Here is a 20,739-nt window from a genome sequence, read left to right as displayed (position 1 = left end):
GCGGCCCGCCTTGAGCGGGCCGCTTCGTTTTAGGACACCTTATTTCCGGACCGATTCCTGCATGGCTTCCGGGGGCGGCAATCCTTTCCGCCCGGGAGGCGAAATGCAGATATCCAGCGACACGGCCCTCTGGCCCGACACCACCGAAACCACCCGACGGCTCAGCCGGTCGCGGAACATCACGACCGTGAACGAGGAAGCCAAGAAAGCCGACGAGATCCAACTCGGAGGCTCGCCCTTCCCTGTCCGGAAAGAGCTCACGCCCGAGGAAGAGCAGCGGGTGCAGTTCCTGCAGAACCTCCTGGCCCAAACCATGGCCATGGCCGAGGGCAATCCCACGGATGAACAGAAGACGCGCATCCGCGACATTGAGAACGAGCTGGAAAAGATCACCGGCGTCAAATCCCATTCCCGCTTGACCAAGATGACGGCCAAGATGCCCGGCAAGACCGACGAGGAAGAGGAAAAGGAGCGGGAACGCAAGTACCAGCCTCAGGGCATCGACCCCAAGGAGGCGGTGCACAACAACAAGCCGCTCACCGACAAGGGCGACAATCCGGGCATGCAGATGCTCCGCCAAAACGCTCTGCTCACCTCCATCAGCTTCAAGGGCCTTTCGTCCCTCACCCCGTTGGCCGGTTAGTCCAGAGCCGAAGCCACCCTTTCCGCGCCCGCCAATATCTCGTCCCGGTCGCGCAGACCGTCCACGAACCGCTGCGGAATACCACGCAGGCCGACCCGCGCCCCGGAAAGGGCCCCGGTCAGGCAAGCGCGGGCCATGTTGTTGCCCCCGCCGTTGACGGCCGTGAGCACGGCGGTCTCGAAGTCGGCATACCGGCTGGACAGCCAGTAGGCCGCCGGAACCATGAAGCCGAGCTGGCAGGCCAGGCCGTATATCTGGGCGATGCGCTCCGGCGGGTCCACCAGGATGTCCGCGTCCACCGCAGCCTCGTGCACCAGGCCTGGCTGGAGAAAGACGTCGATGAGCGCCCGGTCCACTTCCTTCTGGGCCCAGCCCATGAGCGATTTGCCGGACTTCTCCAGGGTCTTGCCTCGGATCAGGCGACATACGGACAGGATGAAGGCCAGGGACTGCGCGGCCACGAACGGCTCGGCGTGGGTCAGGCGGATGTTGGCCATGGCGTGGGCGGCCAGTTCACGCGGGTCGTCGGCGTAGCGCGCGGCCAGCATGACCCCGCGCACGGCGGCCTCGCCCGAATCGGACAGCCCGGCGGCCTCGGGCCACGGCTTGCCGTCCTTACGCGCCTGCCAGACCTCGCGCATGGCGATGTCCGTGTACCGCCCGCCCTGCGGCGTGCCGTCGATGGTTTGCAGAAATTCGTCCAGCCGGGCCGTGAAGTCGGCCTCGTCGTACCCGCCCTTGTCCGCCAGGGACCCGAGCAGAAGCAGGGAGACCTGTCCGGTCTGGGACACGTCCCCGGCCTTGCAACCGTCGTGGTAGCGCCCGGGCTTAGGCGGCCGGTAGTCCGTGATCCAGTCGCCGTAGTCGGCGCGCAGCTCGTTCAGGTCATAGTACCAGTGCGGGCCCAGCCCCAGGGCGTCGCCGATGTACAGGCCGACTATCGCGCCCATGGCGCGTTCCTTTCTCGTCAATTCGCTCATGGTGGACCTCCAGGTTCCCTCAAGACTACACGAAAAAAGCCGGACGGCAAGGGTACCGTCCGGCTTTGTTTCCGATTCGTTTGAAGGGTTCTACTGGCGGGCGGGCCGCTGGAACTCCTCTTTGAGGAGGCAGGCGGCCACCGGGGCCTCGCCGTGGTTGCGCACCCAGATGTTCCTGGAGTTGCCCTCGAGCGCCTTGTCGATGACCTGATCCATGGTCTTGACCGGGATGACTTCAAGGTCCTTGAGGATGTCCTTGGGAACGTCCTGAAGGTTCTTCTCGTTGTCCGCCGGGATGAGCACGGTCTTGATCAGCCCGCGATGGGCGGCCAGAAGCTTCTCGCGCAGCCCGCCGATGGGCAGGACGCGGCCGCGCAGGGTGATCTCGCCGGTCATGGCCAGGTCGTTGCGCACCGGGATGTTCAGCAGCGCGGAGATCAACGCCGTGGTCAGGGTGACGCCCGCGGACGGGCCGTCCTTGGGGGTGGCCCCGTCCGGCACGTGGATGTGGATGTCCACGAGCTTGTAGAAGTCGGGCTTGAGCCCCAGCAGGTCGGACCGGGAGCGGATGTAGGATACGGCCGCCCGAGCGGACTCCTGCATGACATCGCCGAGCTTGCCGGTGATCTCCACCTTGCCCTTGCCGGGCATGAGGACCACCTCGACCAGGAGCATCTCGCCGCCGAGCTGGGTCCAGGCCAACCCGTTGCACACGCCCACCTGGGCTTCTTCCTCGCGCTCGCCGTAGGTGAACTTGGTCACGCCCAGGATCTTCTGCAGGCTCTGCTTGGAGATCTGGATGGATTTGTCGCGGTCGTGATCCTCCACGATCTTCATGGCGGACTTGCGGCAGATGGAGGCGATCTCGCGCTCCAGGTTACGCACGCCCGCTTCCTTGGTGTAGTAGCGGACCACGTCCAGGATGGCGTTGTCCGAGACCTTCAGGTTGTCGGGCTTGAGCCCGTGCTGCTTGATCTGTTTGGGCAGCAGGAACCCCTTGGCGATCTCCACCTTTTCGGTCTCCAGGTAGCCGGGCAGCCGGATGATCTCCATGCGGTCCTGCAACGGCAGCGGAATGCCTTCCAGGTTGTTGGCCGTGGTGATGAAGAACACCTTGGACAGGTCGTAATCCAGGTCCAGATAGTGGTCGTTGAAGGCGTAGTTCTGTTCCGGGTCCAGCACTTCGAGCAGGGCCGCGGACGGGTCGCCCCGGAAGTCGGCGGACATCTTGTCCACCTCGTCCAGGCAGATGACCGGGTTGTTGAACTTCACCCGCTTGAGCGACTGGATGATCTTGCCGGGCATGGCCCCCACGTAGGTGCGCCGGTGGCCGCGAATCTCGGCCTCGTCGCGCACGCCGCCCAGGGACAACCGCAGGAACTCGCGGTCCATGGACCGGGCGATGGACCGGGCGATGGACGTCTTGCCCACGCCCGGAGGGCCGACAAAGCAGAGGATGGGGCCTTTCATGGTCTCCACCAGGGTCTGCACGGCCAGGTATTCGAGGATGCGCTCCTTGGGCTTTTCCAGGCCGTAGTGGTCCTCGTCGAGGATGGCCCGGGCCTGCTTGATGTCCACATCCTTGTCGTCCTTGATGTTGTCCCAGGGCAGGTCGAGCACCCAGTCGATGTAGTTGCGGACCACGGTGTACTCCGCACTGGACGACTGCATGGTCCGCATCTTCTTGATTTCCTTGCGGACGCGCTCGCGGTTCTCCTCGGACATGGGCTTGGCGTCCAGCTGGGCCTCCAGCTCCTGCGCCTCGGCCTGCGGGTCGTCGTCGCGGCCCATCTCCTTGTTGATGGCCTTGACCTGCTCGTTGAGATAGTACTCCCGCTGGTTCTTCTCCATCTGGTCCTTGACGCGTCCCTTGACGCGCTTCTCAATGGAGACGATCTCGATCTCGCCGAGCAGCAGCTCGTAGACGCGCTCGAGACGGCGGTTGGGATCGAGTTCCTCGAGGATATCCTGCTTGCGGGAGAAATCGATCTTGAGGTGCGGCATGATCTGGTCGGCGAGCTGGCCCGCGTCCTTGATGGTGGACATGGCCAGGATGGCCTCTGGGGCCACCTTCTTGTTGACCTTGCCGAACTCCTCAAGGGAATCCTGGACCGCGCGGATGAGGGCCTTGCCCTCGGCGGTCTCCTCGCCGGACTCGCCCAGGACCTGGAACCGGGCCTTGGGGTAGTCCCCTTCCTCGTCGGCGTAGGGGATCATGTCCGTTTCCGGGTCCCAGGCCGCGCGGGACACGCCCTCGAACAGCACCTTGATGGTGCCGTCGGGCAGGCGCAGCATCTGCAGGATCTTGCTGACCGTACCGATCCGATAGAGATCGTCCGCTTCGGGATGCTCTTTTTCCGGGCTCTTCTGGGTGACCAGGAATATCTGCTTGCCGTAATCCGCGACCGCGGTCTCTATGGCCTTGATGGAGGCTTCACGCCCCACGAACAGCGGGACGATGGATTTCGGGAACATCACCACTTCCCTCAGCGACATCATCGGGAGGGTCATGGAATCAGGGGATTTCTTGCCGTCGAAGCTGAATGTCGGCATTGATTCCTCCGTGGGTTAAAATATGGCGGTCCCCCGCGCTGGGGGGAATGGACACCGCCGATGCACAACAAGTAAGGCCCGCGGGCGGAATGTCAATGAGAAGCTTCCCTACGCGGACTTTACTTCCTGGTGATACATCAGGAGCGGATCCATGTCCTTCTCGACCACGGCCGAATTGATCACGCATTCGCGCACGTCGGGCATGGCCGGAAGCTTGTACATGATCTCGAGCATGGTGGTTTCCAGCACGTTGCGCAGGCCGCGCGCGCCGGTCTTGCGCTCGATGGCCTTCTTGGCGATGGCCCGCAGCGCGTTCTCGGTGAAGGTCAGCTCCACCTTGTCCAGCTCGAAGAGCTTGCGGTACTGCTTGATGAGCGCGTTCTTGGGCTCGGTCAGGATGCGCACCAGATCGTCCTCGGTCAGCTCCTCCAGGGCGGTCTGCACCGGGATGCGGCCGACGAACTCGGGGATCAGGCCGAACTTGATCAGGTCCATGGGCTCGGACAGGGCGAACAGCTCGCCCAGGTCCATTTCCTTCTTGGCCTCGACCTTGGCGCCGAAACCCATGCCGGAGCCCTGCTTGCGCTGCTGCACGATCTTGTCCAGGCCGATGAAGGCGCCGCCCAGGATGAACAGGATGTTCGAGGTGTCCATGCGGATGAACTCCTGCTGGGGGTGCTTGCGGCCACCCTTGGGCGGGATGTTGGCCTCGGTGCCCTCGATGATCTTGAGCAGGGCCTGCTGCACGCCCTCGCCGGACACGTCGCGGGTGATGGACGGCGAATCGCCCTTGCGGGCCACCTTGTCGATCTCGTCGATGTAGATGATCCCGCGCGAGGCCGCGTCGATGTCGTAGTCCGCGTTCTGGAGCAGCTGCACCAGGATGTTCTCGACGTCCTCGCCCACGTAGCCCGCCTCGGTCAGGGTGGTGGCGTCCGCGATGGCGAACGGCACCTTGAGCACCCGGGCCAGGGTCTGGGCCAGAAGGGTCTTGCCCGAGCCGGTGGGGCCGATGAGCAGGATGTTGGACTTGTCGATCTCGACGTCGTCAGCGCCCGCGTTGGCGGCGGCGTAGAAGACGCGCTTGTAGTGGTTGTGCACGGCCACGGACAGAATTTTCTTGGCCTGTTCCTGGCCGATGACGTACTGGTCCAGCAGCTCCTTGATCTCCTGCGGAGGGAGCAGGCGACCATCCTCGAATTCCTCGCTGATGGTCTCCTGGGCCATGATGTCGTTGCACAGGGCAACGCATTCATCGCAGATGTATACGTCCGGCCCGGCTATGAGCCGCTGCACTTCCGCCTGGGTCTTGCTGCAGAACGAGCAGCACAGGTCGGAGGAATTGTTCTTCTTGTCGATCGTCATGGCGATTAACCCTTGATGCTTTCGTCCACGTCCGCCCTCGACTTCATGACCTTGTCGATGAGTCCGTACTCGAGGGCTTCCTCGGACGACATGAAATAGTCGCGGTCGGTATCCGCGGTGATCTTGTCTATGGACTGGCCCGTGTGGTGGGACATGATCCCGTTGAGCTCGTCCTTCATGCGCAGGATTTCCTTGGCATGGATGGAGATGTCCGAAGCCTGGCCCTGCGCGCCGCCCAGCGGCTGGTGGATCAGGATACGGCTGTGCGGCAGGGCGTAGCGCATGCCCTTCTCGCCGGCGCAGAGCAGCAGGGAGGCCATGCTGGCCGCCTGGCCCATGCACAGGGTCGCCACGGGCGCGGAGATGTACTGCATGGTGTCGTAGATGGCCATGCCCGCGGTGACCACGCCGCCCGGCGAGTTGATGTACATGTAGATTTCCTTTTCCGGGTCCTCGGACTCCAGGAACAGGAGCTGGGCGCATATCAGGCTGGCCACGTGATCGTCGATGGCGGTGCCGAGCAGGATGATCCGGTCTTTAAGAAGCCGGGAATAGATGTCGTACGCGCGCTCCGTACGACCGGTAGTTTCGATGACCATCGGAATGGCGACCATGTATGTCTCCTTGAAGGCTCTTGGGCGGGTTATCGGATGTCCGGAGGGAAAACGTTAGCCCCCACGCACCCTTGATCGGGCGAACAGCACCCGTATCCACTCAGTTTTACGTCATTCAGTATGAGATATTTCCCCTATGAGGACAAGGGGAAACTTCTCCCGCTTCCGGAACCAAATAGGCATCCGGGAGGCAAGGTCAAGGGCGGCGGCAAAAAAACGGCGGCCCGGAAGCTCCCGGACCGCCGTCTGTCTCGAAACGATGCTGAGAGCTAGGCCTGTTCGGCCTCGAACTTGTCGGCGCGCTCCTGGAGCTTGGCCAGGGAATAGCCCTTGGCCGTGGACTCCTTGAGGCCCAGGTTGGCCACGGCCCATTCGACGGCCTCGGCCTTGTCCTGGAACTGGACGCCTCCGGACTTGGCCTCGCCCTTCCCGGCGCTGTCAGCCTTCTCGACCGGAGCCTTCTTGGCGGCCCCGCCGTCGGTGGGCGACGCGATCAGCTTGACCTCGGCCGCGTCGTAGATCATCTCGGACGCCTTGTCGCACAGCAGGCGGTCCTTCAGGGGCACGATGAGGTTGTTGTCCTCATAGTACTTTTTCAGTTCGTGCAGGGGCTGGCGGGACTGCATGGCCAGTTGGGACAGGGTGGCCTCGATCTCCTCGGGGGAGATTTCCAGCCCTTCCTCGGCGGCCACGGCCAGCAGGAAGATCTCGGACTTGACCGAGGCCTCGGCCTCGGGGCGGAAGCCCTCGCGCAGCTCCTCCGGGGTCTTGCCCAGGGACTGGAAGCCCTTGCCCTGACGGTCCAGGCGATATTCCAGGTCCTTGAGCAGGCGGTCGATGCGATCCTCGACCATGGCCGGGGGCAGCGGAAATTCCTCGATGCCGCCGATGATATTGTTCAGCAGCTCGTTCTGGGCCGCGGACTTGTTCATCTGCTTGCGCTGGGAGGCGTAGGACTCGCGGATGCCGGTGCGCATGGTCTCGACGTCCTTGAACCCGGCCTTCTGGGCCACGGCGTCGGTCATCTCGGGCTTGATGCGCTCCTTGACCGCGTGCAGCTTGGCCTTCATGGTCACGGTCTGGCCGGCCAGATTCTCGTTGATGAAGTCGGCCGGGAAGGTGATGTCGGTCTCGCCGGACTCGCCGGCGGACAGGGTCTTGATCATGTCCTCGAACTCGGGCAGGGCCTGGTTCTGGCCCAGGACCAGGTCGAAGTTCTCGGCCTGGATGCCCTCGACGATCTGGCCGTCGCGGTAGGCGCCGAAGCTCACGGAGGCGACCTCGCCGTCCTTGGGCGGACGAACGTCCTCGATGACCTTGACCTCGGCGTTGTTCTCGAGGATGCGTCCCTCGACCTCGGCGATCTCCTCGTCGGACACGACCACGTCCACTTCCTCGATCTTCAGTCCCTTGTACTGGGGCAGATCGAGCTTGGGCGCCACCTCGAACTCGATGGCGTACTTGAAGTCCTCGTCGCGGACCAGTTCCTCGGCATCGACGTCGATGCGGGACATGGGCTGCATGGACAGGCCGCTCATGATTTCGTTGATCTGATAGTTGATCAGATCGGTGGTCGCTTCGCCGTAGACCTGCTTGTGGAACTTGGACTCGATGATCGAAGACGGCACCTTGCCCTTGCGGAAGCCCTTGACGTCGGCCTGCATGCGGTACAGGGCGATGGTGGCGGAGAGAGCTGCGTTGACCTCTTCTGCGGGGACCTCAACGGTGATCTTGCGTGTCACCGGGGAGAGTTCTTCAACATTGTATTCCATGAGACGTATCCTCCTCGAACGCCTGGGCAGGCGCGTAAATATGGCATTTTGTGGTGCGGGCGGAGGGACTCGAACCCCCAAACCGTGAGGTACCAGATCCTAAATCTGGCGCGTTTACCAATTCCGCCACGCCCGCAAAAAGAACGTGATGTTTAAGCAAGCTCTCGCGCATATGTCAACCTGTAGGAGGCCCCGCAAGGGCGGAAATCTACACTTCGTCGGGGTTTTCCGCCAATTCGTCGGCGATCTCGCGCAAAACGGCGACCAACTCCCCCATGTCCGGGGCCAGCACGTACACGGTCGGCTCCCGGCCCAGGCCGCCCGGGTCGCCCAGGGCGCGGACCGTTTCCGGGGCCGCATGATCCTTGAGTGCCTCCAGGCCGCCCCACTCCTCGAACCGGCCGTCCTCGCCGGTGACGTAATCCGGCCGCCCTTCCCAATCCATCCAGGCCATTTCCATATTCAAGGCCTTGAGCGCCCCGAGCACGGGCTCGCCTCCGGCCAGGGTCATGGCGCACTGCAGTTCCGGCCGGACCCGCCGGGCGGACAGCAACAGGGAGGCCGCGCGCGCCGACGCACCGAACTCGGGATAGCCGACCACGTCGACCATGCCCCGGGCCGAGGTGATGAATCCGCCGGAGAACCCGGCCACGTCCCGAAGGGAATCGGCAAAGGGCACGGCCACGGCCACGTTGGCCCGGCCGCGCGGCAGCATGTCCCTGAGCCCGGGCCTGGCGGCCAGCCGCCTGCCGAAATCGTCCACCGAGGTCAACACGTCCCCCCTGGCCCGCTCCTTGGTCCATGGCGCGAGGTGGTTGACCGGGCCGCCCCCCTCCCCAAGCCGGTATCCGGAGCGCAGGGCCAGGTTCAGGTACTCCTGGCCGCGCAGGATGGCCGCGCCCATGTCGAGCCCCCGGGCCAGCCCGGTGGCGATGGCCGAGGACAGGGTGCAGCCGGTGCCATGGGTGCAATCCGTGTCGACCCGCCGCTGCATGAACGGAATCGGGTCCGCGCCGGGCGTCATGTACCAGTCGGTCACGGCCAGGGAATCGGCGTGCCCGCCCTTGATGAGCACTGCCTTGGGGCCCATTTTGAGAAGCAACTTCCCGGCCAGAAAGACGTCCTCCCGGCTCTCGATCCTCATGCCGGTGAACAGCTCGGCCTCGGGCAGGTTCGGGGTCAGCAGGTCGGCCAGGGGAAACATCCGGTCCACCATGGCCTCCACCGCGTCGTCCTGCAGCAGCTTGCCGCCGGAAGTGGCCACGCAAACCGGGTCGACCACCAGGGGGAAAGTCTTTTTCTCCAGCAGCGCGGCCAGGGCCTCGATGATCGGGGCGGAAAAAAGCATGCCGGTTTTGGCCGCGTCGACCTTGATGTCGTCGAGCACGGTCTTGAGCTGCAGGGCCACGAACTTGGCCGACGGGGCGTGGATGCCGGTCACGGCGGCGGTGTTCTGGGCGGTCAGGGCAGTGATCACGCTGGCCCCGTATCCGCCGAGCATGGTGATGGTCTTGAGATCGGCCTGGATGCCCGCCCCGCCGCCGGAGTCGGACCCGGCGATTGTCAGGACGCAGGGAAGTCTATCCATTGTTCTTCTCCAAGAAAACGCTCACCGGCAAAAAAACAACGATCGCCGGAAGATGGCGACACCAGCATCCGACAATCGCAGTAAAAAATGGGGACGGCCGCAGGGCCGCCGATCAACCGCAGGACAGCTTGACGTAGTCTTCCACGGACACGCCGTTCCAGGCCTTGCTGACCCAGTAGGCCGTGGCCCAGATCATCAGGGCGGTGGCCTGCAGGTCGGTCAGGCGGCGCAGCTTCACCTCGAGGTTGCTCTTGCTCGCGCCATGCTGGATGTGCACGCTGTGCTCGTCGCACGCCTCCTCCACCCGAAGCAGCAGGTACGCCTGCTTGGACTGGTTGGGCAGCAGCTTCACTTCCTTGTGGGATTCGAGGATGGTCTTGAGTTCGGCAACGGAAAAATCACTCGACACGTTGCGGATGGATTTGAAAAAGACATCAACGGCCCAAGGCAGGATAAACTCGGCTCCGGCGCTCTTGGTCTTGAAATAATCCTTGAGCCACTTTTCCTGATCATGGGTAATTCTCGCAGCGACCTGGGGCATACCGTCTCCTCCAAATGAACCGGCAAAACTTGGTACCTGATAGTATATTTGGCAGTAGCTATATAAAGGAAACGGCCGAATCAATCAAGAGTTTTTCTAGAAGAAGGTTAAAACAATTACGGCCGTTACCCGTTGAAAACAGTCTTCAATTGGCGGAACAAAGTGAGCAGGAGCGCGTCGGGGGCGTCGTTGCCGTCGATGTTGAGCCGGATGATCTCCGTGACCGTGTTTCGGCTGGGCGTGACCGTCTTCTTGGCCACCAGGACGATGTTCTGTTCGCGGCCGCCGTCGCAGTCTTCGGTGCGTACCACAAGCACCCAGTGGCCGTCCTGCCGCTTCCAGGAGGTCTCCACCGCCACGGCGGCCGACTCCTTGCGTTCGATGAGCTGGACGAAGTCCTTGAGGGAGAAATGTTTCCCCTTGCCCTGTACGCCGAGGAACTCGCCCCCGGATGCGATGACCAGCGGGCTGGCCAGGAACTCGGCGGGCGGGAAGTCGATGCCGGAGCCGCCGGTCTGCCCGGCCGACAGCCTGCGCTTGAGCGAGGCGACCTCGTCGCGCAGCGCGCGGACGGCCTCCCCCTGCCTGGCCGACTCGGCCTCGCGCTCGGCGCGCAGCGCGGCCACCTCGTCCCGCAGAGAACGGATCTCACTGCGAAACAGGGACTGATTGTCCAGCACGTCGGACATCCGCGAAAGCACCCCGGCCAAGTCCTGCACGGAACTGAACGAATTCTGCTGTTCAAATGACTGATCATGCTGTTGATCATTCATTAACATGCCAAATTTCAATGCTAATTCCTGTTCAATTTGTTCAGTTGACCAATTGTCGTTGAACATTTTCCGAATCCTCCTGAAGATTTCCAAGACCTCAACCGGATACCGCGTCCGGCGTCCGGCGCCGCCCTCGGAGGGGATGAATCTTTCAAATTTATCCTTGTAATACACAATAGTGGAAGGCGGGATATCCAGCCGCCTCCCTACTTCGCGTAAACTGATAAATTTTCTGTTCACCCCATCCACCTTTGTTGATCATTAATCATTTAATTGAACATTAGTGGCCAAACAGCGCCCTGTCAACCTATTTTTGAACAACATCGAACAACACTGATCAATTCATACAGCACAAAAAAAGGTGCGGCGCACAAAGCGCCACACCTTTGCCGGATTGAATTCAGTGGCTGAACGCTACTTTTCCAATTCGCCGCGAACATCCTTGAGGGACTCAAGGATGCCCTGCATCTTGTCGCGCAGAGCCTGGTCCTCAAGGGTATTGCCGAGGTAGGCGGACTTCATGGCCATCTCGTTGACCATGTCCAGGGCGAGCAACCGCTTCATCTGGAGCGGAAGGCCCTCCTCCATCTTGACCATGCGGTCGTCGAGCTGGGAAACGTCCTGGCGCAGGGCGCCCAGGCTCTTCACCTCTTCGGTGAGCCCGGCGATGTTCCTGTTCATGCCGAAAAAGAAAATGACCAGCAACACGACCACGAGCAGGGAGACGATGACCGCGACCTTGCTCATGTCCCGGCTGGTGGCACTTGCGGCCGCCGTGGACGCGGCCTGCTGCCCGGACTCGGCATTGGTCTCTTTATCCATGTGAACCGCCTCCAATTTATGGATTTTATTTCCGTCAGAACCCATTTCACTCTCCATTGATTGTGCTTTGCTCGATACCACCGCCTCACCGATTCAGCATATACTTCACCCTGCAAAAGGAATCAAGGCCAAGGCATATTTGAGTACCGGTCTTTCCCCTGCCAACGCCTTAATTGCCGGGTCGCGTTATTCTTTTTATCAACAATGTCTAAATTTCTTGACACACGACGCCGTATGTTGAATACGCTTTAGCTGCGGTAACACTTTAGCATTGCAACATTGGACCCGATGCAATTGCTTCGGCATTGCATCGCGAAAAGTCCGAGTAACAAGGAGACCCCTATGGAAGATTACTTGCAAGAGGCATTGGAGATAGTGAAGGCGCAGGCAAGCGTCCGGACCATGACCGAGGAAGAGATAACCTCCATGGTGCAGAAATTGGCCGCCGGCATCAAAGCCATTGCCGAAGGGGACGTGGTAGAAAGCGGTGCCCCCGTAGCCGTCGATCCCCAGAAGGCCATCCGGGAGAAATCCATTCTCTGCTGTGCCTGCGGCAAGTCTTTCAAAGTGCTGACCAAGAAGCATCTGGCCACCCACGGCATGACCCCGGAAGAATACCGGGAGCAGTACGGGTACAAGAAAAAGCTACCCCTGGTGTGCAAATCCCTGCAGCGGGAGCGCCGCAAGAAGATGAAAGAGATGCAACTCTGGACCAAGCGCACGACGGCAAAGAAAAAGTAAGGTTCGACTCGATCCCGAATCAATGAAGGGGAGCGGCGGTGTACACCGTCGCTCCCCTTTCATTATGCGGCATGCGCGCATGGCTTGTCGGATTCATGTGTCGGCTCTCGGGACGGCGGACATACGGAGACCGTCTCTCCCGCATCAATGCGGCGATATTATCCCATGTCAAAGGTTATTGATCTTGCAGGCGGCGCAGGCCGCGCCGAAACCGTTGTCGATGTTGACCACGGTCACGCCGCTGGCGCAGGAGGTTAGCATTCCGAGCAACGCCGACAGCCCGGAGAAGGACGCGCCGTAGCCGACCGAGGTGGGGACGGCTATGATGGGTTGGGAGACGAGGCCGCCGATGACGCTGGACAAGGCCCCTTCCATGCCTGCTATGACGATGATGACCCGCGCCTTGCGGATGTCGTCGAGCCGGTCCAGCAGGCGGTGGATGCCCGCCACCCCCACGTCCGAGGTGACCCGGGCGTGGCTGCCGAGCATCTCGCAGGTGACGCGGGCCTCCTCGGCCACGCCCAGGTCCGAGGTCCCGGCCGTGACGATGGCGATCTCCCCCTCCCGATAGGCGATGGGCTTCCGGGCCAGGGTCAGGGCTCGGCCCATGGCATTGTACTCCGCGTCCGGGCAGACGGACAGCACGTGATCGGCCATCTCCCGCGATACGCGGGTGGCCAGGATGTTGGCGTGGCCGCCCATGCGCGTGAATATCTCGCCCACCTGCTCCGGAGTCTTGCCCTCGCCGTAGACCACCTCGGGAAAGCCGTTGCGAAGGGCGCGGTGCAGGTCGAATTTAGTGTGTCCGAGATCCATGTACGGGAGGTCGCGCAACCGCTCGATCCCGTTCTCGACCGAGACGCTGCCGTCGCGGATTTCGGACAGCAGTTCGGTCAAAGCGTCATTGGTCATATCATTACTCCTTGCGGCCGGCCGCTTCCGGCTCATTGAGGCTGCCCATACGGTAGCCCGCCAGGTCCACGGATACGTAACGGTAGCCCAGTTCCTTCAGATGGTCGTCAATCCGTTTCCTGACGCCGGACTCCAGACAGGCCGCTATGTCTTCGGACGGCAGTTCGATCCGGGCCACTTCACCGTGGCTGCGCAACCTGACCGCGGCAAAACCGAGGTCTTTCAAAAAAGTCTCTCCCTTGTCGATGCGCTCCAGTTCCGCCTCCTCCACGGCGCTGCCGTGAGGCAGCCGCGTGAGCAGGCAGGCCCCGGCGGGTTTATCCCAAGTGGGCAGGCCGTACTCCCGGGAGAGGTCGCGGATGTCTTGCTTGGTCAACCCGGCGTCGAGCAACGGGCTGCGCACGCCGAGTTCCTTGACCGCCTTGCGCCCTGGACGATGGTCGCCCAGGTCGTCGAGGTTGCTGCCGTCGAGGATGTACCGGATGCCCTCTTCCTCGGCTATGCGGACAAGTTCGCCGAACAGCGTGCGTTTACACAGATAACACCGCTCCGGCGGATTGTTGCGGATGTCTTCGGGGATGGGCAGTTCGACGAGCATGTGTCGGACGCCAAGGGCCTTGGCGAATTCCACGGCGCAGGCCGTCTCCTCCTTGGGGGAATACGGCGTGGCGAACGTCACCGCCAGGACGCCCTCGCCCACTGCGCGCTGAGCCGCATGGAGCAGCAACGTGCTGTCCACGCCGCCGGAAAAGGCCGCCAATACGCGCTCCATGCCGTGGATTTCGGCCAGCAGCGCGGCATATCGCTTTTTCTGTTGTTGGGTGAGGGTCATGGCTCTACTCCTTTTCCAGTCCGGCGATGAGGGCGTAGACCTCGGCCAGGGGGATGCCGTTCCGGCGGGCCATCTCCCGGCACTCCTCGTATTCCGGCTTGGAGCGCAGAACCTCGCCGTCGATCAGCGCCCGCTTCATGGTCACCGGCCCGAGCGGAGTATCGAGGATATCAAACCGCCGCTCCAGCTCCGTCTTCTCCAAGGCAAGGCTTTTCACTCCGAGGGTCGTGGTGTGCCGAAAGAGAAGGTCCTTGAAACGCGCTTCGTCCGCCTCGGCGCAGAGCAGGGAGAGCGTGGTCGCCGGACGGTTTTTCTTCATGATGATGGGCGTGAAATGAACGTCCATGGCGCCCTGCTCCAGGAGCAGGTCCATGGCGTGGCCGAGCATCTCCCCGGTCATGTCGTCGATGTTGCACTGCAGCAGCCGCGCCCGGCTGGTTCGCGAAAGGGAGGACCGGGCCACCTCGGCCAGATGGACGCGCAGCAGGTTGGGCCGCAGCAGTGACTCCCGGTGGCCCACGCCGTAACCGGTTTTGACGACCGTCATGGCCGGGGCAGAGGTGAATTCATCGGCCAGTTCGGCGACGATGGCCGCGCCCGTGGGCGTGGTCGACTCCATGTCCGTGCCGCCGCTGACGGTCGGGATGCCGTGGAGGATCTCCACCGTGGCCGGAGCGGGCACCGGAATGACGCCGTGGGCACACCGGACAAAACCGCTCCCCAGTTCCACCGGCGAAACCCAGACCGCATCCACGCCGAGCCGGTGGTAGCAGATGGCCGCGCCGACAATATCCACGATGGAATCGGTTGCCCCTACTTCGTGGAAATGGACCTCGTCCACAGGCTTGCCATGCACCCTGGACTCGGCCTCGGCCACACGGCGGAAGATGCCCAGGCTGGTCTCCTTGACCTCGTCCGAAAGCCCGCTTTCCATGATGATCTTGCGGATGTCCGAGAAGTTGCGGTGCGGACGGTGAGCATGCCGCGTGACGTCCCCATCCTCGTGAGCATGAACATGGCCTTCATGGCCGTCGTGGTGGTGCGCATGATCGTGTGTGTGGCCGTGACCATGAGCGGCGTGGGGCGCATGGTGGTGATCATGGTCATGGCCGTGATCGTGGGCTTCAACGGCCAGGCGGACGTCCACGCGCGTGCCATGGATGCCGTTGCGGGCATCCGGGGTGACGTCCACCCCGAATTCCTCGCCCAGACCGAGTTTATCCAATTCGACGCGCAGGTATTCCGGCTCCACGCCGAGATCGATCATGGCGGCCAGGTTCATGTCCCCGCTGATCCCGGCAAAGCAGTCATAATAGAGTATTTTCATCTTTTTGTTTCCTGACAGGGGACAGCCGTTCCCCGATCGCATGAATATTGGTTGAATGGCCCGCCGTCGGCTTTCAGCGCGCGGATGCGCCTTGATCGGCCTTCCGCTCCTCAAGACCCTGCTCGTCCGGTAAAGTCAAACGATCCACCGGGCGCCGCCTTTGACGACTTCATCCGAACTATTGCCCGATCCTCGCCTATCTCACCTTGAACAGTGGACAAACCGATTCCTGCGGGCCGAGGGGATGAGAGGGCACGATGTCGTCCGACACGGTTCTCACAATCGCACGCCGTTCTCCCATTGCTATGCGAAGCTTCATCCCAAGGCAATCGATGTCACAGACTATAACTGCGGGCGCACGAAGTCGCATGCCCGTTCATGGTTAATTATTGCCCAATCCGACGACATGGTAAACACCTGGAGACAGGTGAGGGGAGAGAAAATGAATAGCGGCCGCCCTCCCGCCTCGCAGACGGGAGAGCGGCCGCTCCGGGGAAGGCGGGTTTATGCGTCGATGCCCACCAGGGTGTACTTCTGGCGGCCTACGCCAAGGGCTTCGGCGTGGTCCAGGACATGCGTGGCGTGCTTCGACTCCATACGATGGCGCAGGGAAGCGCTTTTCTCCTTATCGGCGGCGTAGATCAGGTCCACGCAGGCCCGGTCCAGGGCGACCGGGTCCATGGAAGCCAGGATGCCGATGTCGTCCAGCTCCGGCGGGGTCGGATTGCTGACGCAGTCGCAGTCGACGGACAGGTTGTTCATCAGGCTGACGTACACGATCCTGTTCGTGCCGAGCTTGTTGATGACGGACCCGGCCGCTTCGGCCATGGACTCCAGAAACATGTCCTGATCCGTCTTGACGGCCGGGGTGAAGCTGGCGGTACTCCGGGTAGCGCCCGCAGTGTGTATCCACATCTTTCCTTCCGCCGAGGCGATGCCGATGGACATGTTCTTGAGTGCGCCGCCGAATCCGCCCATGGCATGCCCCTTGAAGTGGGACAGAATCAGAAAAGAATCGTAATTGGCAAAATGAGCGCCCACGTAGTTTTCCTTGATATGGCGGCCCTTGGGAAACGGCAGGGTCATGGAGCCGTTCTCGTCCATGATGTCCACCGGGGCGATGCCGGTGAACCCGTGATCCTCGAGGGCCTTCATGTGGCCGGCAGTGTCGAATCGTTTCCCCTGGTAGGCGGTATTGCATTCCACGATGGTGCCGTTCACGGACTGCACCAGATCCCTGATCAGGGTCGGATTCGGATAGTTGTGGCCACCGGGCTCGCCGGAATGCAGCTTGACCGCCACCTTGCCGGGCAGCTTGCCGCCCTGCATGAGCTGGTCGTAGACCTTGGTCAGCCCTTGGGAACTGATATCCTTGGTCAGATAGACGGGCGCGCCCTCCTCCGCATTGGAAAACACGCCATGACCGGTCATGGCGATCGTCGCCAGGGCGATGGCCCCGGACTTCATGAATTTGCGTCTGGAAATATTGTTCACGATCTGCTCCTTTCTGTCAGCAATGTTGCCTGTAAATCAGAACCGTCACGGTCAGGAATATACACGGGGAGAGTCCTCGAGACATGATCGATTCTCCGCATTTTTTGCCAATTCCTCCAATACTCCCGGTACGGACGATGGCGAACAATGCCCGCATACCGCCTTACGTCCGGCCTTGATCGCTGACAATTCTTTGTGGGAACAAGTAGTTAAGATGGTTTTCGCATACATATTCAGGAAAATGCGGCAAGAAGGCCTAACCCCAAAAGCAAAAAGGCCCGGGAAACGATCCCGAGCCCTTTTTCATTGCTTGAGCGTTCGCGTAAGCATCAGATCCAGAGTGTCCTCGATGCGTTTCCACCCGGCCTCGGACTGCAGGTCCACCCCGCCCAGGCTGCGGTGCATTCGCGAGCGGACGGCCAGGAAGTTGACCGACGCCGCAAGGATCATGACCAGGGCGGTCAGGTCCACCTCTTCGGGCGGGTCGGATTGCATCAACTCGAAGAATTCCAGAGCGGTCTTTACCCGGACCTCTTCCAGAGCCCGGGTCAGGTCGTTGCGAACCACCCCCTCCCAGGCCAGGATCTCCAAGGTCTGCGGCCTGCGCCGAATGGCGCGCAGGTACCGCCTGAAAAACTGGGACATGAGCTCGGACGGGGCCATCTTCCGAACGCTCTCCACGTCCTCGCCGAGCAGCTCCTCGGCCGTGGGCCAAAACTCGACGGTTCGGCCGTACTCGGCCACCAGCCCTTCCAACCCGTGGTAATACCGGTAGATCAACTTCTTATCCACACCGGCCTCACGGGCGATCATATTGACGCCCAACCGCTGAAACCCGACTTCGGCAAGCACCTTGCCCACGGCCCGGACCAGCTTTTCCTTGGTGATTTCCTTGTTCCGGATGGGGATGACCTTGGGAACAGCCTTCAAAGTCGCCATAACCCCTCCTTCGACGTTCATTAATCCGGCTTCGATCCAGTATCTCAGACCGATACGGAGCCCGCAAGGATATTTCCATATTCTCGCCTCTGAAAGCCCCCATGAGGGGTGAGTGACTGCTCCCGCCCCGTCTGCGGGGGCGCGCGGCTGCCCATCCGGTACGCACCGCCCTCTTTGGTCCGGCGCGTCCCGAAGGCGCACGATCCACTATGCGCAGTCCGCCTGAAACACGGCCCGGATGGGCGACCCGTCCGAGGCGTCCAATCTCAACGGAAGAAACGAATAAATCCCGCGTTGCCGGGTAACGCTTTCCAGGTTGCGGAGATTCTCGACGATAAGCACGTCGTTGCCCAACAGGATCATATGGGCTTCAAAGGTCCCTTTGGCCGAGGGGTCCACGCTCAGGGCGTCCAAGCCCACCAGGCTGACCCCGAGATCCACCATCCTCTGCGACAGCTCGGGCGAGATGCTCGGGTGGCGCAGATACATGTCCTGGCCGAAATACCGGGACCAGCCGGTCCGGAAGATGACGAAATCCCCCGGCTCGATGGCCGGGGCGCTTCGATCCAGAATCGATGCGGGGATTGGCGCCTCGGGCCCGGCCCCGGTTGCGTCGACGAGCACTCCCGGCCGGACGAAGCGGTCCAGGGGATAATCGTTGATCTTCCGGCCATCCGGGAAAAAATGAAAGGCGGCGTCGATATGCGTGCCCGTGTGCGAGCCGAGATTGACCGTGTTGACATGGCAATAATCCTTATCATGGGTCAAAAACGGCTTGATCGCGGGCTTGGGATCTCCGGGGTATATCTGTATGTCGTCGACGACGACATGGGTCAACTCTATGAGGTTCATGTGTCTTCCCTCAGGCCGTGTGCCCTTGAGCGGTTTTGAAACGAAAAGGGTTGCCGCCTCCCCCCGCCCACTCCCGGTGGGGGGAAGGCAACCAGGTACTGCCGTCAGCCCCACTTTGTACCGGCAAGAGTGGGAAACAATTTACAGGCCAAGATGTAGAGCAGGAAGGCCACCACAAAGGATGGAATCGTGGCGCCGCACCACAGCGGGGATATCTTGATCCAATAGAAGGACAACAGGGCCGTGACGACGTACACCCCCAGGGCAAGGACATTGCACCCTTTGCTGTACCAATACTCGTTGGGTTCGTTTTCCATCAGGGCCCGCACGTTCAGGCTGCGTTTTTTGATGAAGTAATAATCGGACAGCATGATCGCGAAAATGGGGGTGAACATGCCGCCGATCGTCAGAATCCAATCGGAGAAGTTGTCCAGTATGCCGCTGTAGAGTGCGCCCAGAACAGAAATGACGCCGATGACCAACGCGGGCTTCCAGAAGGTGGATTTGGGGCGGACGTTCATATAGGACATGGTGGCGCTGTAGACGCACATGATATTGGTGGTCATGACCGAAAAGAAAATGACAAAGGCCGCGAAAAGCCCGAAACCGAATTTGGAGAGCAGGACGGTCGGATCGAATGTCTGCTCCAGATTGCTCATGATGCTCAACCCGGAGACGATGGCCCCGGTGCCCATGGCTATGAGCGAGGCGACCACGTAGCCGGTGATGGTGCCCCAGTTGGATATCCGCACGGATTTGCAGTTACGGTTGTAGTCCGCCGAGATAGGCGTCCAGGAAATGGCCGTGGCAATGACCATGTCGATGGCGATGGCCACGGTGGTTCCGCTTTTGGGCGTCGGTTCGAGATTGGCCAGCTCATGCCAGTCGTATTCGCCGAAAAGTTTATAGAAGACCACGCAGGAAAGGGCGAGCATGGCCGCCGCGATGCACTTCTCGAATATCTCGATGCCCTTGTGCCCGGAAAGGGTGATGAAGACGACGATGCATTCACAGATAATCGTAAACAGGGCCACGTTACTGTAGCCGGTGAGACTGTGAATGGCGTAATCCATGCTGATGCCGGCCATGAGAGCCTGGACCCAGCTCCAGCCGATGAGCAGGACCATATTGATGACGGAAGGAAGAATGGATCCACGGGTGCCGAACACGCTGCGGGCGATGGCCATGGTGGTCAATCCCGTCCTGGTGCCGATGGACCCCACCAGCGCGAGGGGGATCGCGCCCACGATGGAGCCCGACAAGATAATCCATAGGGCCTGGCCAAGCGGTAAATCCGGCACGAGATACATGCCCGTGTAGATGGTCGTCACCACGAGGTTGGCGGACAACCACATGGAAAAGGTGGTGAAAAAGCCCATCGTCTTTTCCGCGTGATCGACAACCTCAAGAGAATCCTGACCCAGTTTTTTAACCAAATCCATATGTCACACCTTATTCTTTTTTGATAACCGGAGCGTTACCCGTTCGAAGCTGGCTGTTCCCGCGATCCCATGAGCCAAGAGGGATAAGCGTAGCACGGCCCTTGTTTGCCGTTGCGTCCCACCTTTACCGCATGCAGAAATCGTGGACAGGGATACGGGTACCGGTTGCAAGGCGTAGACCTAACCAAAAGAACGGAAGCGACCACCTTTTGCAAAGAAACGTCGTAACACACCGTATCAATAGTATTATTTGTAGCGCTAAGCCGAGAGCATCCACCCTGAAAAGCATCCGACAATACTTCTTGGCGGATAGTTCGATAACGTCGCCTGATGTCTCGATAGGTTCGATTTATGACTAGTTTGTTGAATTTACGGAAAAAGGCAACGGATCGCACCGTCTTTACGTTAATGGCAACCGGAGGATCTGGACGAAAGGGCAATGGACCTGCATGGTTCTCGGTGCGCCAGACCAAAGGACGTAAGGCCTTGGACATGATCTGCCTAGAGTGCCCATCCTCTTCCCTATCTACGCAAGCCGGCAGTCTCACT

The 20,739-nt window shown here is 61.2% G+C and carries 18 protein-coding genes, 1 tRNA gene and 1 pseudogene; 2 read left to right on the top strand and 18 right to left on the bottom strand.

Annotated features, from left to right (window positions below):
• Positions 1-103: 103 nt before the first annotated feature.
• Positions 104-643, top strand: coding sequence for a hypothetical protein (locus tag BerOc1_RS17385; RefSeq protein WP_071547190.1), 540 nt, complete (start codon positions 104-106; stop codon positions 641-643).
• Here BerOc1_RS17385 and BerOc1_RS17380 read toward each other — a convergent pair.
• From BerOc1_RS17380 to BerOc1_RS17335, 11 genes and pseudogenes are all read right to left on the bottom strand, one after another.
• The gene (locus BerOc1_RS17380; protein WP_071547189.1) at positions 640-1,623 is read right to left on the bottom strand and encodes an ADP-ribosylglycohydrolase family protein; all 984 of its coding nucleotides are present in this window, start codon (positions 1,621-1,623) and stop codon (positions 640-642) included. The two genes, BerOc1_RS17385 and BerOc1_RS17380, sit on opposite strands and share 4 nt — an antisense overlap.
• A gap of 90 nt (positions 1,624-1,713) precedes the next feature.
• Positions 1,714-4,176 carry an endopeptidase La gene (lon, locus tag BerOc1_RS17375; RefSeq protein WP_071547188.1) on the bottom strand — a complete coding sequence of 821 codons (2,463 nt, stop codon included), beginning with the start codon at positions 4,174-4,176 and terminating at the stop codon, positions 1,714-1,716.
• 108 nt (positions 4,177-4,284) lie between these two features.
• Positions 4,285-5,541 carry an ATP-dependent Clp protease ATP-binding subunit ClpX gene (gene clpX, locus BerOc1_RS17370; RefSeq protein WP_071547187.1) on the bottom strand — a complete coding sequence of 419 codons (1,257 nt, stop codon included), beginning with the start codon at positions 5,539-5,541 and terminating at the stop codon, positions 4,285-4,287.
• A 5-nt stretch (positions 5,542-5,546) separates the two neighbouring features.
• The gene (clpP, locus tag BerOc1_RS17365; RefSeq protein ID WP_071547186.1) at positions 5,547-6,155 is read right to left on the bottom strand and encodes an ATP-dependent Clp endopeptidase proteolytic subunit ClpP; all 609 of its coding nucleotides are present in this window, start codon (positions 6,153-6,155) and stop codon (positions 5,547-5,549) included.
• Between the two features lie 269 nt (positions 6,156-6,424).
• A complete protein-coding gene (gene tig / locus BerOc1_RS17360) occupies positions 6,425-7,927 on the bottom strand; it encodes a trigger factor (RefSeq protein ID WP_071547185.1) in 1,503 nt (500 codons plus the stop codon).
• Between the two features lie 51 nt (positions 7,928-7,978).
• Positions 7,979-8,063 (bottom strand) — tRNA-Leu (locus BerOc1_RS17355).
• A gap of 72 nt (positions 8,064-8,135) precedes the next feature.
• Positions 8,136-9,515, bottom strand: a complete 1,380-nt coding sequence (thiD, locus tag BerOc1_RS17350) for a bifunctional hydroxymethylpyrimidine kinase/phosphomethylpyrimidine kinase (protein ID WP_071547184.1) — start codon at positions 9,513-9,515, stop codon at positions 8,136-8,138.
• Positions 9,516-9,627: 112 nt separating this feature from the next.
• Positions 9,628-10,056 (bottom strand): hypothetical protein, encoded by a 429-nt coding sequence (locus BerOc1_RS17345; RefSeq protein ID WP_071547183.1) that lies wholly within the window; start codon positions 10,054-10,056, stop codon positions 9,628-9,630.
• A 125-nt stretch (positions 10,057-10,181) separates the two neighbouring features.
• The gene (locus tag BerOc1_RS19380; protein ID WP_242653101.1) at positions 10,182-10,736 is read right to left on the bottom strand and encodes a MerR family transcriptional regulator; all 555 of its coding nucleotides are present in this window, start codon (positions 10,734-10,736) and stop codon (positions 10,182-10,184) included.
• A 174-nt stretch (positions 10,737-10,910) separates the two neighbouring features.
• A pseudogene (locus tag BerOc1_RS19520) lies at positions 10,911-11,003 on the bottom strand (MerR family transcriptional regulator); the annotation flags it as partial.
• A 240-nt stretch (positions 11,004-11,243) separates the two neighbouring features.
• Positions 11,244-11,651, bottom strand: coding sequence for a hypothetical protein (locus BerOc1_RS17335; RefSeq protein WP_242653087.1), 408 nt, complete (start codon positions 11,649-11,651; stop codon positions 11,244-11,246).
• A 342-nt stretch (positions 11,652-11,993) separates the two neighbouring features.
• On the opposite strand from BerOc1_RS17335, the gene BerOc1_RS17330 reads away from it, so the two are divergent.
• A complete protein-coding gene (locus BerOc1_RS17330; protein WP_071547180.1) occupies positions 11,994-12,392 on the top strand; it encodes a Ros/MucR family transcriptional regulator in 399 nt (132 codons plus the stop codon).
• A 168-nt stretch (positions 12,393-12,560) separates the two neighbouring features.
• Here the strand turns inward: BerOc1_RS17330 and larB are convergent, their stop codons facing one another.
• The 7 genes from larB to BerOc1_RS17295 all read right to left on the bottom strand — a co-directional run bounded on the left by larB (position 12,561) and on the right by BerOc1_RS17295 (position 20,190).
• Entirely contained in the window at positions 12,561-13,304 is a 744-nt protein-coding gene (gene larB / locus BerOc1_RS17325; protein WP_071547179.1) for a nickel pincer cofactor biosynthesis protein LarB, read from the bottom strand.
• Between the two features lie 4 nt (positions 13,305-13,308).
• A complete protein-coding gene (gene larE, locus BerOc1_RS17320; RefSeq protein ID WP_071547178.1) occupies positions 13,309-14,136 on the bottom strand; it encodes an ATP-dependent sacrificial sulfur transferase LarE in 828 nt (275 codons plus the stop codon).
• 4 nt (positions 14,137-14,140) lie between these two features.
• Positions 14,141-15,463: a nickel pincer cofactor biosynthesis protein LarC gene (gene larC, locus BerOc1_RS17315; RefSeq protein ID WP_071547177.1), complete on the bottom strand. Its 1,323-nt coding sequence runs from the start codon at positions 15,461-15,463 to the stop codon at positions 14,141-14,143.
• Between the two features lie 504 nt (positions 15,464-15,967).
• Entirely contained in the window at positions 15,968-16,957 is a 990-nt protein-coding gene (locus BerOc1_RS17310; RefSeq protein ID WP_207503330.1) for a DUF362 domain-containing protein, read from the bottom strand.
• A 303-nt stretch (positions 16,958-17,260) separates the two neighbouring features.
• Complete coding sequence (locus BerOc1_RS17305; protein ID WP_071547176.1) at positions 17,261-17,896, bottom strand: TetR/AcrR family transcriptional regulator; 636 nt, start codon at positions 17,894-17,896, stop codon at positions 17,261-17,263.
• Between the two features lie 207 nt (positions 17,897-18,103).
• A complete protein-coding gene (locus tag BerOc1_RS17300) occupies positions 18,104-18,748 on the bottom strand; it encodes a cyclase family protein (protein WP_071547175.1) in 645 nt (214 codons plus the stop codon).
• A gap of 104 nt (positions 18,749-18,852) precedes the next feature.
• Complete coding sequence (locus BerOc1_RS17295) at positions 18,853-20,190, bottom strand: purine-cytosine permease family protein (RefSeq protein WP_071547174.1); 1,338 nt, start codon at positions 20,188-20,190, stop codon at positions 18,853-18,855.
• Between the last annotated feature and the right edge of the window lie 549 nt (positions 20,191-20,739).

It is taken from the genome of Pseudodesulfovibrio hydrargyri (assembly GCF_001874525.1).
GTDB classification, from domain to species: domain Bacteria; phylum Desulfobacterota; class Desulfovibrionia; order Desulfovibrionales; family Desulfovibrionaceae; genus Pseudodesulfovibrio; species Pseudodesulfovibrio hydrargyri.
Note: the sequence above shows the minus strand (reverse complement) of the source record. Positions and strands in the feature narration are given on the sequence as shown.